Annotated in this window: 14 protein-coding genes and 1 riboswitch; of the genes, 2 read left to right on the top strand and 12 right to left on the bottom strand. The window is 71.3% G+C overall.

The window, feature by feature from the left end; translation table 11 throughout:
* The first annotated feature begins 5 nt into the window (after nucleotides 1-5).
* Nucleotides 6-69: riboswitch (guanidine-III (ykkC-III) riboswitch) on the top strand.
* Between the two features lie 17 nt (nucleotides 70-86).
* Together ACIBCM_RS08790 and ACIBCM_RS08785 are read left to right on the top strand one after the other, a co-directional pair.
* Complete coding sequence (locus ACIBCM_RS08790) at nucleotides 87-401, top strand: DMT family transporter (RefSeq protein WP_399241244.1); 315 nt, start codon at nucleotides 87-89, stop codon at nucleotides 399-401.
* Nucleotides 401-766 carry a DMT family transporter gene (locus ACIBCM_RS08785; RefSeq protein WP_399241243.1) on the top strand — a complete coding sequence of 122 codons (366 nt, stop codon included), beginning with the start codon at nucleotides 401-403 and terminating at the stop codon, nucleotides 764-766. Before ACIBCM_RS08790 ends, ACIBCM_RS08785 begins: the two co-directional genes overlap by 1 nt.
* Nucleotides 767-935: 169 nt before the next feature.
* Here the strand turns inward: ACIBCM_RS08785 and ACIBCM_RS08780 are convergent, their stop codons facing one another.
* From ACIBCM_RS08780 to ACIBCM_RS08725, 12 genes are all read right to left on the bottom strand, one after another.
* Entirely contained in the window at nucleotides 936-1,448 is a 513-nt protein-coding gene (locus ACIBCM_RS08780; RefSeq protein ID WP_399241242.1) for a flavin reductase family protein, read from the bottom strand.
* Nucleotides 1,449-1,561: 113 nt separating this feature from the next.
* On the bottom strand, nucleotides 1,562-2,578 hold the full coding sequence (locus tag ACIBCM_RS08775; RefSeq protein ID WP_399241241.1) for an SDR family oxidoreductase: 1,017 nt from the start codon (nucleotides 2,576-2,578) through the stop codon (nucleotides 1,562-1,564).
* Nucleotides 2,575-3,015 carry a type II toxin-antitoxin system RatA family toxin gene (locus ACIBCM_RS08770; protein WP_399241240.1) on the bottom strand — a complete coding sequence of 147 codons (441 nt, stop codon included), beginning with the start codon at nucleotides 3,013-3,015 and terminating at the stop codon, nucleotides 2,575-2,577. The genes ACIBCM_RS08775 and ACIBCM_RS08770 overlap by 4 nt, the downstream gene beginning before the upstream one ends.
* A gap of 64 nt (nucleotides 3,016-3,079) precedes the next feature.
* Nucleotides 3,080-4,255 (bottom strand): acyl-CoA dehydrogenase family protein, encoded by a 1,176-nt coding sequence (locus ACIBCM_RS08765; protein ID WP_399241239.1) that lies wholly within the window; start codon nucleotides 4,253-4,255, stop codon nucleotides 3,080-3,082.
* The gene (locus ACIBCM_RS08760) at nucleotides 4,252-4,950 is read right to left on the bottom strand and encodes a hypothetical protein (protein WP_399241238.1); all 699 of its coding nucleotides are present in this window, start codon (nucleotides 4,948-4,950) and stop codon (nucleotides 4,252-4,254) included. Before ACIBCM_RS08760 ends, ACIBCM_RS08765 begins: the two co-directional genes overlap by 4 nt.
* Nucleotides 4,947-6,071, bottom strand: coding sequence for an aminotransferase class I/II-fold pyridoxal phosphate-dependent enzyme (locus tag ACIBCM_RS08755; RefSeq protein WP_399241237.1), 1,125 nt, complete (start codon nucleotides 6,069-6,071; stop codon nucleotides 4,947-4,949). The genes ACIBCM_RS08760 and ACIBCM_RS08755 overlap by 4 nt, the downstream gene beginning before the upstream one ends.
* Nucleotides 6,068-7,396 carry a B12-binding domain-containing radical SAM protein gene (locus ACIBCM_RS08750; RefSeq protein ID WP_399241236.1) on the bottom strand — a complete coding sequence of 443 codons (1,329 nt, stop codon included), beginning with the start codon at nucleotides 7,394-7,396 and terminating at the stop codon, nucleotides 6,068-6,070. Before ACIBCM_RS08750 ends, ACIBCM_RS08755 begins: the two co-directional genes overlap by 4 nt.
* Before the next feature lie 285 nt (nucleotides 7,397-7,681).
* The gene (locus tag ACIBCM_RS08745) at nucleotides 7,682-8,410 is read right to left on the bottom strand and encodes an HAD family hydrolase (protein WP_399241235.1); all 729 of its coding nucleotides are present in this window, start codon (nucleotides 8,408-8,410) and stop codon (nucleotides 7,682-7,684) included.
* A complete protein-coding gene (locus ACIBCM_RS08740) occupies nucleotides 8,410-9,192 on the bottom strand; it encodes an ABC transporter permease (RefSeq protein ID WP_399241234.1) in 783 nt (260 codons plus the stop codon). The genes ACIBCM_RS08745 and ACIBCM_RS08740 overlap by 1 nt, the downstream gene beginning before the upstream one ends.
* Nucleotides 9,185-10,213 (bottom strand): ATP-binding cassette domain-containing protein, encoded by a 1,029-nt coding sequence (locus ACIBCM_RS08735; protein WP_399241233.1) that lies wholly within the window; start codon nucleotides 10,211-10,213, stop codon nucleotides 9,185-9,187. Before ACIBCM_RS08735 ends, ACIBCM_RS08740 begins: the two co-directional genes overlap by 8 nt.
* Nucleotides 10,203-10,748: a hypothetical protein gene (locus ACIBCM_RS08730; protein WP_399241232.1), complete on the bottom strand. Its 546-nt coding sequence runs from the start codon at nucleotides 10,746-10,748 to the stop codon at nucleotides 10,203-10,205. Before ACIBCM_RS08730 ends, ACIBCM_RS08735 begins: the two co-directional genes overlap by 11 nt.
* 2 nt (nucleotides 10,749-10,750) lie before the next feature.
* Nucleotides 10,751-11,785: a hypothetical protein gene (locus ACIBCM_RS08725; RefSeq protein ID WP_399241231.1), complete on the bottom strand. Its 1,035-nt coding sequence runs from the start codon at nucleotides 11,783-11,785 to the stop codon at nucleotides 10,751-10,753.
* Nucleotides 11,786-12,304 lie beyond the last annotated feature (519 nt).

The following is a 12,304-nucleotide window of genomic DNA, read 5'->3' as shown; positions in this document are numbered from 1 at the left end:
AGATAGTGAGGTCCCGGAGGGATCTGCGGACGACGGATCAGTACCCGCTCAGCGACAAGACTGGCCATTCGGAGGTCGGTTCTGTCATGGCGTGGGCCATTCTCATCGCGTCCGGAGTGCTGGAGGCCGTCTGGGCCACCGCGCTGTCGGCGTCCAAGAACTTCAAGCGTCTCGTTCCATCCGTCGTCTTCGCCGTGGCGCTGACGGGAAGCATGGCGGGCCTCGCGTTCGCCATGAAGTCCCTTCCCACGGGAACCGCGTACGCGGTCTGGGTGGGCATCGGGGCCGTACTCACCGCCACCTGGGCGATCGTGACCGGACAGGAACGGGCCACCCTGGCCCGGGTGTTCCTGCTGGTCGGACTCATCGGATGCGTCGTCGGACTGAAGGCGGTCAGCTGATGCCCTGGGCGATTCTTCTCATCAGTTCCGTCTTCGAGGCGGTGTGGGCGACGGCGCTCGGTCTGTCCGACGGGCTGAGCAAGCCCGTGCCCACCGTGGTGTTCTTCGTCGGCCTGGCCCTGAGCATGGCCGGACTGGGCTGGGCGATGATCAGGATCCCGATCAGCGTGGCGTACTCGGTGTGGATCGGCATCGGTGCCGCGCTCACGGTGATGTACGCCATGATCACGGGCGAGGAGTCCACCTCCGCCCTGAAGATCCTTTTCCTCGGCGGCATCATCGCCTGTGTCATCGGGCTGAAGTTCGTCAAGACCAAGCCGGGTCCCAGGGCCGAAGCGGATCCGGCCGAGGCCCGGAGCCTCTAGGGCCGCGCAGGACACCGCCCGTCCCCTCCGGGGGCGGGCGGTGTCCTGTCTCCTGTCCTGGATGACGGCCGGGTGCCCCCGGCCGTACAGACGGCCCACCACGTGGTCTGCCGCGGTCTCCCGTGGGCTTCCGAACCCGCTCGACCGCACGATGTGACCGGTCTCACCATCACAGCGCCCGTCGGCCGAACCCCTCCTCGGTCCGCTGATGGGTGCCGAACGTCCGCGCGTGATAGGTCAGCGGCGCGACGTCGGTAGAGGTCGCGTCGACCACGGAGCCGAGGACGATGATGTGGTCCCCTCCGCCGACCAGCTCCGCCACCTCGCAGCGGACCCACGCCGCGATGCCCGCGAGGCGTGCCGAGCCCGGCTCGGCGGACCAGGTCGTACCGGCGAATCTGTCCGCGTCCTTGCGGGCGAACCGCAGGGCGAGGTCGGACTGGCCGCTCGCCAGGACATTGAGCCCGAAGCGGCCCGTGTGCCGTACGAGCGACAGCAGCCCGGAGCCGCGGTCCAGGGCCACCAGCACCATCGGCGGGCTCATCGACAGCGACGCGACCGCGCTGACGGTGGTCCCGTGCGGCCGGCCCCGGTCGACGGTGGTGACCACACACACGGGTGTGCACACACCGGCCATGGCCGCGCGGAACGCGCTCTGGAGTTCCGCTTGTGCGACGGTCACCCTGTTCACCACCCCTCACCGTGCCGCCGTCCTCTCCGGGGCGGTCCGCTCTCACACGGTCTTCTGCCCGACCGATGCCCGCACCCCCCTCCCCTGTCGCCGCCCGCCCTCCGTCACGGCCGCCAGGGCTGGGGGATCCTGGTGGCGGTCTCCGGATGGAGATCCGCCCAGCGCCGGACGGAGCGGTAGAGCGTCGAGGTGATGTCCCCCACCTGGTGGGTGGCCTCGAAGGGCTCGGTCATGGACAGATAGCTCTGGTACGCCTGGAAGGCCGTGACCCGCAGCAGCTGGGCACGGTCCAGATACTCCTGCGCGAACGGCAGATAGAACCTGTTCCACTGCTCGGTTCCCACGAACGGCAGCCGCAGGAGCGGCCCCACCCCGCGCTCGGCCCGCCAGGTGTTGAGGGCGTCCAGGGCGATGTCGAACGTCTCTCCGACCTGGAGGGCGCCGTCGCCCCCTCCCAGGACCGACAGCCTCGGCGCGGCGGGCGCGCCCCCCGCGGCCAGCTCCCCGACATACCCGGCGACATCATCGGTGCTGACCAGATCCAGATACGCCTTCTCCTCGCCGACCAGCGCCGGAACGGCACCGGTGCACAGGGCCGACGCCAGCCAGAAGAAGCCGCTGTAGCGCTCCAACGCGCCGTCGGGCCGTGCCCCCATCACGATGGGGAAGCGCACGATGTCCACGTCCGGACGCTCGGCGGTGAGCAGCCGCTCGGCGGTGGCCTTGGACCACTCGTAGGTGTTGCGGTACGCCTCCACCTCCGTGGGCTCCACACTCCCGGTCAGCCCGATGGCGTACGACGAGGACATATGGATGAAGTGCGTCCGCGGGCCGGTGCGGTCCAGCAGGGCCCGCAGCGGGGCGACGTTGTCCCGCTCCGCACGCCTGGCCGACAGATTCCAGCGGGTGTTCGCGGCGCAGTGCACCACCAGGTCCCACGGTCCGCGCAGTTCCCGCGGCGGCTCCTCGGCACCGATCCGCCAGGCGAACTGCCGGGGCGCGGACCCTCCTCGGCTGCTCACCCCGTACACATCGTGTCCCGCGTCCGCCAGTCTGCGCAGGACGGCGCTGCCCACCGCTCCGGTGGCACCGGTGACGAGGGTGCGAGCGGGCGGCGTCACGAGACCACGAGCCGCTTCTCGATCGCCCGGAGCATCTGCTCGGAGTTCTCCCGCAGTGCCTTGGTGGCGACCGGATTGAGCATGTCCGCCAGCAGCGGGATGCCGATCTCGAAGTCCACACAGAAGATGACGAGGGACGTCCCGTCGTCCGCAGGCTCCACCCGCCAGTAGCCCGTGAACCGGTCCAGGTCACCGGAGGTCTGGTCGAACCGCATGGTGCGGGTCTCCTCGTCCAGCTCGTCCTCCTCCACCCACTCCAGTACGGATCCCTTGAGCAGTACGGACCACTCGCTGACCCGCTTGCCGCCCGACTCCCCGTGCACGGTCACGGACTCGACGTTGTCCATGTAGTCCGCGTAGTCCTCCAGACGGGTCACGGCCCGCCATGCCGCCTCGACCGGCGCCGCGATCGGCAGTTTCACCTCGACATAGGGCATTGCTGACTCTCTTTCCTCGGACGGACGTTTCCTCCCGGTCCGCGCGCGGTGCGCGGACCGCCCCTCAGCCCACGGGATCGAAGCCGATGTCACGGCCGGTGCTGTGGTCCGCGACCACCCGGTCGCAGACGAGCAGGCTCGGGGGGTGGTGATGTGCGGCCATGCTGTCCACGAGGAGCCCGGCCGCGGGATGGCCCCGGGTGTACAGGCGGCTGCCCACCACCGGGGTCAGGGCCGAGACGACACGGTCCCGTACATCGCTGAGGGTGGCGCGCAGCGCGACCGCCGCGGCGAGGGCCGCGTGCCCCGAGATCCGGCCGTCCTCGAAATCGTGGCCGAGCTGCCGGCACGCGCCGCCGAACGCCAGCAGTTCCCTGGTCGCCCGGCCCAGCAGGTTCGCGCGCGGCCCGTACTGCCCGGACGCGCTCACCTGACGGAACGCCAGATCCAGCAGCGAGGTGAGGATCCCGTGGTACGTGGCGCTGAGCAGCACCGCGAACCACACCATCCCCGAGACCACCGTGTCGTCGACCACATCCGCCGGACCGCGGTGGAAGACGAGCCGTTCGTCCAGCTCCACATCCCGCAGCACCAGCCGGGCCGTGTCCGAGGCGGTCATGCCGAGGGAGGGCCAGTCCCCCTCCACCGTCAGCCCCGGGGAGCCCGCGGGACACAGGGCGAGGATCGTCTCGTCACTCGCCTCGATGTGTGCCGTCAGACACACCAGGGTCGCCGTGGAGGCCAGGGAACACGGGTACTTGGTCCCCGACACCACATAGCCCTTGCCCGTCTCGGTCGCCGACGAGCGGCTGCTCATGAAGTTCGGGCTGCCGCCCGGCTCGGCGAAGGCGGAGGCGACCAGCGCCTGGGACCCCGCGATGCCCTCCAGCAGCATCCAGCTGGTGTCCCGGTGCCGGAGCCAGTAGTCGGTCATCAGACCCACCGTGAACGAGTGCATGTTCAGGGCGATCGCGGCCGAGGGGTCGGCGGTGCCCAGCGCGCGCTGCGCCGACGCCACCTCCACCAGGCCGGCCCCCGATCCCCCGAACTCCCGGGGGACCGCCAGCGCGGCGAATCCGCTCTCGGCCACCGCCCGGATACGGTCGGCGCCGCCGTCCTTCTCCTCCGTCGGCGGTGACGCCGACGGAGGAGGCGGCGTCCAGGGGCTGTACCACCCGGAGCCGAGCAGTGCGGTGAAGTTCTCCGTCCGCCCCTGTTCCGCGCTCACTTCCATCGTCATGCGTTCCTCTCCTGTGCCGGCGGACGGGCGTGCCCCGTCCGCGCCGCCGTGGGTCCGGCCGCGGCCGCGTGGGGCCGCCGCTCGGCGCAGGCACACACCACCTCCGGATCCGGCGGGACGGGGCTGCCCGGCCCCCGGCGTACCTCGGCCGACAGCCACCGCAGCAGCCGGGCCTGTTCGCGCCGGCTGCGGCACCGCAGTACCGGGGCCGACGTCCGTGCCAGCAGGGGTCCCATCGCGCGCAGTTCCCGTGCCCGGAAGCCGAGGGCCTTGCGTACGAGGGCGGTGAGGCTGCGCACCGGCGGGTCGTGGCCGGCGAGACCGCGGGGCACGTAGTCCCGGTGACCGCGCCCCAGCGCGACGTCGCGGCGCAGCCGCAGGGACCGCCGTACGAGGGAGGCGGCACACAGCCAGGGGTGCCGGTCGAACAGCACGACCGTGTCGGCGCGTTCGACACGGTGGCGTACGGTGTCGGCGAAATTGCCGTCGATGATCCAGCACGGTCCGGCGGCGAGCCGCTCGACCAGCCGCTCCCACTCCTCGGCCGGGGGCCTGACCCACCGCGGACGCCAGTAGAGGTCGTCGAGGTGGATCAGCGGCAGTCCGGTACCGGCCGCGAGGGCGTGGCAGAACGTGGACTTGCCGCTCCCCGGGCTCCCGAGAACGACGATGCGGGACGGCGCCGCCCCGCTCATGGCGCCGTCACCGGCGCGTTCATCAGATCGGCGACCCGGCTCATGGTCGGCCCGTCCGCCAGCGACACCCGCAGACAGCCCTCCAGCCCGGGGACGCGCTGGAGGGACCGTATCCGGAAGCCGTGCCGGCCGAGATGGCGGGCCATCCGGTCGGGTACGCCGTGGTCACCGGTACTGAAGGTCACATAGTTGCCGCCGGGTTCGAGGGCGCGCCACCCCCGGTGTCCGGCCAGCACCCGCCGTATGAAGGCGGAGCGTATCGCCTGTACGTCCCGCCACACCTCGGTGAACCGGTCCCCGTCCGCCAGGACCGCCCGCAGCAGGGCCAGCGCGGTCGCCGAGACGGTGCTGTCCGGGCGGAAGCGGGAGAGATACGAGACCAGCGCGGGCGAGGCGAACACCGAGGCGACACGGGCGCCGGCGAGTCCGAACGTCTTCGAGTACGAGCGGACGACCAGCAGATGGGGTGACGAGGCGACCAGCGGCACATGGGTGATGCCGGTGAAGGCGCCGTAGCACTCGTCGACGACCAGCAGATGGCCGGTACGGCGCGCCAGTTCGGCCGTCTCGTGGATCTGCGCCGGGGACAGGGCCAGACCGGACGGGCTCCCGGGGTTGGTCAGCACCACCACCGCGGGCGGGTGGGCCGCCATCCGGGAGTGGAGAGTGGTCAGCCGGAGGCGGGAGAGGCCCGCGTCGAGCGCGGGAGCGCTCACGACCGGCACCTCCCGCAGCGCGGCGTAGGACCGCCAGCTCTCGAACGCCGGCTCGTGCAGGATGAGCCCCGTCCCGGACGCCAGGGCGTCGACGATCAGACCGACCGCGCTGTCGGACCCCGCGGTGAGCAGGATGCCCGCCGGGTCGGTCCTGTGGTAGTCGCCCAGCTCCGCCAGCAGCGCCTGCTGATAGGGGTAGTGCAGCAGATCGGCTGCCGTCAGCCGGCCCGCCGCCGCCAGGACCAGTTCCTCGGCTTCCGGGTGGCGCAGCTCGCAGCTCTTGAGATTCAGTACGCCGGGACGCTGCCGCCGGGGCTCCCACGGCAGTTCCCACACGGCCCGCCGGGTGGGGAACGGGACCTCCCCGGCTTCCGCCGGGTCCGGCAGGACGGTCCGCGCTGTCATTCCTCGCTCCGGGCCGAGGAGGCGACGGGAATGCGCTCGTACACGGACGTGACCCGGGTCTCCGTGCCGAACAGGAAGTCGTAGAGCCCGTCGTCCGGTGCGTGGCCGGGGTCGGCGATGAGCTGGCGGTTGTACCGGCTGATCTCCAGGGGCGTCATCGTGGGTGTCATGTCGTGCAGCCGGGTGTACATCGTCGGCCGGAAACGGGCGCCGACCTCGCCGACGAGTTCGCGGGTGCGCCCGGCCCCCTCCGCCCCGGTGCCGGGCAGCCCGACGATCACAAACGCGTTCAGCTCGATTCCGGCCCGGGCGCACTGCGCGGCGAGTTCCCGGAACCGCTCCTCGTGTACGCGTTTGGCCCGGGGCAGTGCGCCGTGCCCGTCGGGTTCGAGGGTCTCCAGCCCCACCGAGATACGGACACAGCCCGCCCGTCCCATCAGCTCCACGAGGTCCTTGTCGACGTGGTGGACCGTGGTGGCGCACTTCCAGCGCGGTGACACCGGGCCGTCGAGGAACCGGCCGCACAGCTCGCGCACCCAGCGCTTGTCGAGGGTGAAGGTCGGCGCGTAGAAGGCCACGTACTCGAACGGCAGGGCCCGCATGCTGGTTTCGATGTACGCCACGGTGTCGTCCACCGACAGTCTGCGCTCCCGCAGCCCGAAGATCTCGTGGACCTCGCAGAACTCGCAGCCGATGGGGCAGCCGCGCGCCGCGGGCACCACCAGTTCACGGCGGAAGGGGATCCCGCAGAACTTGTCCTCGTCCCGGGCGTAGAGCCGGTCGTAGTGGTCGTAGGGGATCTCCCGTACGTCGGGCAGCGTCCACTGGTCGGCGGGCAGGCTGTCCCCCTCGCGCGAGGGGGCGATCCACCGGTCGCCCTCGCGCACCGCGACCCCGGGCAGCGCGGTGCCGCTCGTGCCACCGGCCAGGGACGCGATGTAGTGCGCGACACCTGGTTCGTAGTCACCGGACTGCACGATCGCGTCCAGGCCGTAGCGCTGGAAGAAGCCGGGGTTCATGCTGCTGAGCCGGCCGAAGGTGATCAGACGGCTCTGTGGGGACAGCTCACGGGCGTAGGCGGTGAAGCGCTCGAAGCCGTCGACGGCGTCGAAGTCGTTCATCATCGCGATGACGTCGTACCGGCCCTGGTAGAGAAGGTCGCCGACCGCCTTCCAGTGGGTGTTCAGCACCCCGGTGTCCCGTACGTCGACCTGCTCCACGGCCGGTTGCCGGCGCAGATGTCCGGCCGTCATGTACAGCGGGGTGTGGTGACCGGCGTTGAAATAGCTGGGGATGTGCGGCGGCCAGATGACCAGGACTTTCATCCGAAGCTCCTTCGGAATGACGCAGGAAGACACGCGGAAGGACAAACGGTTGATCAGGCAGCAGACCAATCGGTCGGGCAAACAGTCGGACAAACAGTTCGGGCAGGCGGGAGGACGGATCCAAGGACGGAGAGGACCGGGTGGAGGTGAGAGGAGGTCCGGTGGGAAGACGTGCCGTACGGGCCGTGCGCTGCGCTGTTACGCCACTCGTCAGAGGCTATTCGTGTGAATACCCGGCTATCCCGGGGGATTTCTCTGGGTGGAACACGGATTTCCCGGAAACGGTCACAGATCCAGCAGCGCGTAGAGTCCGGAGAAGTCGGGACGGGCGGGATCGACCGGTACGGTGTCCCAGCCGAGCAGCCGGGCCGGGGCGATGTCGTTGTCGGCCGAGTCGCCGACCATGATCCTGCGGCCGAAGGATCCGGCCGCGATCAGTTCGAATGCGCGGGCGTCGGGCTTCTTCGGGCCGCCGTCGGCGGTGAAGTGGGCGCGGTCGAACACCTCGGGCACCCCCAGACCGCCCAGGAGCCTGCGCATGAGGCCGCCCGGCAGATAGCAGTTCGACAGCAGCCGGACGGTGTGACCGGCGTCCGCCACCCGGCGCATGGCCACCGCGGCCGGCTCGCACAGCTCGTACCGGTCGTCGTCGGCGCAGCCGAGCGCGTACCACAGCGCAGTGTGAAGATCCTCCGCCGAACGCGCCTCGCCGCGCTCCCGCAGGGCCTCGTCCAGCAGATCGAGGGTCGCGGGCTGGAGGGCGGACTTGTCGACGAGCGCGTCGAGGAGGGTGGTGAACACCGAGTTCACGATGTCGTCGGCCGTCTGCCTGTCCACGGCCAGCGTCTTGGTGACCCAGCCGGTGAACTCCTCGGGCCCGGGCATGGGCCGCAGCTCGCCGACGATCGTCCCGAAGCAGTCGAAGACCACCACGGTGCCGCCGTCCGGCCCGGCGGCACCGCTGGGGACCGTGGTCCCGGCCACCGCCGGGTCTTCCCTGTCTCGCCGGACCATCACGACCACGACACCTTTCGGTGCTCGAAGCGGAAGAAGACCATGGTCAGCACGGCGAACCCCAGCGAGAACCCGGCGAGGACCACCACCGGCAGCACCACCGCACCCGGGCCGCCGCCGTCCAGCACGACCGTGGTGAAGCCGCGCATCGCCCAGTACGTGGGCACCCCGGGCGCGAACGGGCCGGCCCAGTCGGGCAGCGAGGACAGGGGCGTGAGCGCCCCGCCCAGCCCGGCGAAGAGCAGCGCGGCCAGATTGGCGAACACGGCCAGCTGGGCGACCGTCCGGCACAGCGACACCAGCGCCATGCCGAACAGCACCACGCACAGCGCCAGCGCCGCGCCCACCGCGACGAGCCCCAGCCAGGAGCCCCGCACCCGCAGGTCGTACAGGAGCCCCCCGACCAGGAAGACCACCGTCAGCTGCAGCGCGGCCACACCGAGCGGCACGGCGATCCGGCCGACGACGATCTCACCCGGGCGGGCGAGTCCGGCCCGCAGCCGGTCCCAGGTCTTCCAGCCGTGCTCCCGGAACACCCCGAACCCGACCAGGTTCACCAGGAAGAAGGTGAACATCACCGCCATACCGGGGACCGCCTGCTCGGCGCCGGTGGCGCCCTCGACCCGCTCGGCGCGCAACGCCGTACGGAACAGCGGCTGCATAAAGCCCATGAGCAGCAGCGGCATCACCGTACGGACGACCAGGGGGGCCGGATCGCGCAGCTGGAGCCGCATGTCGTGCCGGACCAGCGCGGCGATCCGCCCCAGCGAACCCTCACCCATGTGTGTCCTCTCCCGCTCCCGCCTCCATGACCCCGTCCGGCCCCGTCCGGGCCGCCGGTTCCGCTTCCGCGTCGTACCGCCGGCCCGTGACCTGGAGGAACACGCTCTCCAGACTCGGCTGGACGATCCGGAGGTTGACCAGTTCACCGGCGGACCCGCCCAGCGCCTCCAGCACCCGGGGCGCGGCCAGATGCGGCTGATCCACCGTCACCCGCAGGACGCGGCCGTCCGCCACCACGGGCCAGGGCAGCACCGCCTCCGGGGGGCGGCCCGAGAAGGTCAGCTCGACCGCGCTGTCGCCGTACCGCCGCACCAGGGTCTTGAGGGTGCCCCGGGCGGCCATCCGCCCCCGGTTCACAATGGCGACGGAGCCGTCGAGTGCCTCCACCTCGGGCAGATAGTGCGTCGAGTAGCAGATCGCGGTGCCCCGGGCCGCCATCGAGCGCACCAGCTCCAGCAGCTGTTCACGGGTCTGTACGTCCACACCGGCCGTCGGCTCGTCCAGCAGCAGCAGCCGTGGGCGGTGCAGCAGCGCCATCCCGGTGTGGACGCGCCGCTGCTCCCCGCCCGACAGCCGGGCCACCTGGCGGCCGAGCAGCTCCGTCAGCCCGAGGGGCCCGGCGATCTCCTCGATCCGGCTGTGCGCCGCCCGGCCGCGCAGACCGGCGAGTTCGGCGAAGAACAGCAGGTTCTGGCGGGCCGTCAGGGGCGGATACACCCCTAGCTCCTGCGGAGCCAGTCCGAGCCGGCTGCGGGCGCCGTGCGGATCGGTGACCGGATCCACGCCCATCACCCGTACCCGGCCCGCGTCCGGGTGCAGCAGTCCCGCCGCGATCGACATCAGCGTGGTCTTGCCCGCGCCGTTGTGCCCGAGCAGGCCCACGATCTCGCCCGGCGCGATCTCCAGATCCACCGAGTCCAGCGCGGTCAGGGAGCCGTAGCGCTTGGTCACCCCGTGCAGTGCCAGCGCCGGGGGACCGCCGCCGTCCGCGCCGGTTCCGGGGCGCGGCTCAGTCGTCACGCTGGGTCCAGTTGCCCGGCATGACGTCCGGGAGCCCCAGCCGCAGCATCTGCGGCGACCAGGTGCGGGCCAGCTTGAACCCCTTCATCAGACCGGAGCCGGACCGGACGTCGGGCAGCGGCCGGGAGTAGCCCAACTGCCGTTCCGTGACCGCCAGATGCTCACGCAGCTCGTCGAGCCACGCCCCGCCCCGGCCCTCGGTGACGGCCTCCAGATCCCCGGCGAGCCGCAGCCCTTCCTCGACCTCCCCCTCCGGTACTCCCGCGAACGGGTCGAAGCTCACCTGCTCCGCCGCGAAGGACAGCTCGCCGTGGGTGCGGAGCCCCCGTACGGACAGGGAGAGCTGCACCAGGTCGTACGCCATGAGGACGGCGACCTCGGGCTGCCCCGCCGCCACCGCGCCCTCGATGTCCTCCAGGGCCGCACGGCACTTGAGCAGCAGCCGGACCGCTCCATGCGCCCGGAACGCCATATGCCGGCGCAGATCGGGGAGCGCCTCCCGCTCCGGTGCCCCGACACTCGCCGATGTCGTCATCCTCATCCCTCCCCGTCCGGCTCCGCGACACCGAGCCACAGCATGTCGTGCACGAACAGCCGCTGGATGTCCGGGGGCGGATCGGCGTTCGGCGGACCCGACCACAGGATGTCCTCGCCCCCGGCCGGCGGCAGCCCGGTGCGGTGCACCTCCAGCGCCCGCAGCTGCCAGCGGTCGACGACCGTACGGTCCTCCAGCTCCGCCGCTCCGACACCGGTCGCCCAGCGCAGCACGGAATGCAGGGGCACAACCGGGCCCGTCAGCTCCTCGACCAGCCCCAGACAGCGCGCCACCCGCTCCCGGGGCGCCGACGGGGGAGCGAGCACCTCCCTGAGCGCCGCGAGGCCCTCACGGTCGGCCGAGGCCCGGAGCTTCTCACCCGCCCACTTCTCGGTGAAGTACAGCTGCCCCGCGGCGGCGGCCCGGGAGTTCAGGGCCGCCACGACGGCCTCGCGCCCCCGGGTGGCCGCCACCATGGGCCGCTCGGCTGCGAGCAGCCGCGCGGCGCGGGCCAGCCGGCGGGCCTCCACGGTCCACCACTGCTCGACCACCCGGGCGAGCCAGGGCGCGCCCAGGCCCGCGTGCCAGGCGTCCCACGGTTCGGTGACGGACAGCGGCAGACCGAGGGCGAGGCGGGTCGTCGTCTTGATGGTGCGGCGCCGGTGGTTCCAGGCGTCCTGGGTGACCGAGCCGAACCGGGGCCAGGCGCTGTCGCGCAGCCGGGCGGTGTGCTCCCGGACCGCTTCGGCCTTGCGGATGTTGACGTCGATCAGGGTGCCGTGCCGGTGCGACTGGACGGGGAACCGTGTCAGCCGTTCGCTCTCGACGACCAGCAGCAGATCGAGATCGCTCCGGTGATTGCCGAAGCCGGCCAGTACGGACCCGGAGGCCACCGCGAGCACCGGAGCGCCGACGCCCTGATCGGTTTCGCCGAGCACATCGTCGATTTTGAGTCCGCGTTCTTCCAGAAAGTCCGTCAGTCGTCTTTCGAGGACATGCCGTTCGGGAACGGGGACCTGAGCCAGAGAGTTCTCCATGGCAGGCAAGGGCCTTCCTGCGGCGGGTAAAAGTGAAAGGGCCGACAAGGGCGATCGCGACTCCCGACAGGGCCCGGACAGCTCGGCCACGATAGGCAGCGGGCCGTCGGCGCAGCAAGACGGACCAGGATTTTGTTTCGGCACATGGAACACCCCTTTTCCTGGGCGTCCCGTCCGGTTGAGACTTGCCCAGAACTGCCGCCACGGCTCGGCGCCATTGAGTCATCACCTGACAATCGATGAATGCATCCAAGTGATCCCACTTCAGTGGTCGTCGTGTCGGTCGTATCCGGCGGAGGCGCCCGTCCGGCCCGTGCGCCGGGCGGCCGGGCCCACCGCTCCGGACACGGAAACGCCGAAGGCAGCGGGCAGCAGACACCAGGAGAAGCTGCTCCCCCAGTGCGGGGCGCACCCGCCGGACCCGTGCCGGCGGCTGCCGCACGGGGAGCAGCCCACCATCGCAGCGGTATCCACCAGCCCAGCCCTCCCGGCCGCCGCCCGAGACCCCGGGCAGCCATC

The organism is Streptomyces sp. NPDC051018 (assembly GCF_044456085.1).
Lineage (GTDB): Bacteria > Actinomycetota > Actinomycetes > Streptomycetales > Streptomycetaceae > Streptomyces.
The sequence above is the reverse complement of the archived record's forward strand: the minus strand, read 5'-3'. Positions and strand labels throughout refer to the sequence as shown.

Coding starts and splice junctions, on each gene's coding strand:
- ACIBCM_RS08740 (WP_399241234.1), bottom strand. CDS start 9,192: ATGGGTGAGGGTTCGCTGGGGCGGATCGCCGCGCTGGTCCGGCACGAC.
- ACIBCM_RS08790 (WP_399241244.1), top strand. CDS start 87: ATGGCGTGGGCCATTCTCATCGCGTCCGGAGTGCTGGAGGCCGTCTGG.
- ACIBCM_RS08760 (WP_399241238.1), bottom strand. CDS start 4,950: ATGAGCGGGGCGGCGCCGTCCCGCATCGTCGTTCTCGGGAGCCCGGGG.
- ACIBCM_RS08765 (WP_399241239.1), bottom strand. CDS start 4,255: ATGACGATGGAAGTGAGCGCGGAACAGGGGCGGACGGAGAACTTCACC.
- ACIBCM_RS08725 (WP_399241231.1), bottom strand. CDS start 11,785: ATGGAGAACTCTCTGGCTCAGGTCCCCGTTCCCGAACGGCATGTCCTC.
- ACIBCM_RS08745 (WP_399241235.1), bottom strand. CDS start 8,410: ATGGTCCGGCGAGACAGGGAAGACCCGGCGGTGGCCGGGACCACGGTC.
- ACIBCM_RS08770 (WP_399241240.1), bottom strand. CDS start 3,015: ATGCCCTATGTCGAGGTGAAACTGCCGATCGCGGCGCCGGTCGAGGCG.
- ACIBCM_RS08785 (WP_399241243.1), top strand. CDS start 401: ATGCCCTGGGCGATTCTTCTCATCAGTTCCGTCTTCGAGGCGGTGTGG.
- ACIBCM_RS08755 (WP_399241237.1), bottom strand. CDS start 6,071: ATGACAGCGCGGACCGTCCTGCCGGACCCGGCGGAAGCCGGGGAGGTC.
- ACIBCM_RS08730 (WP_399241232.1), bottom strand. CDS start 10,748: ATGACGACATCGGCGAGTGTCGGGGCACCGGAGCGGGAGGCGCTCCCC.
- ACIBCM_RS08750 (WP_399241236.1), bottom strand. CDS start 7,396: ATGAAAGTCCTGGTCATCTGGCCGCCGCACATCCCCAGCTATTTCAAC.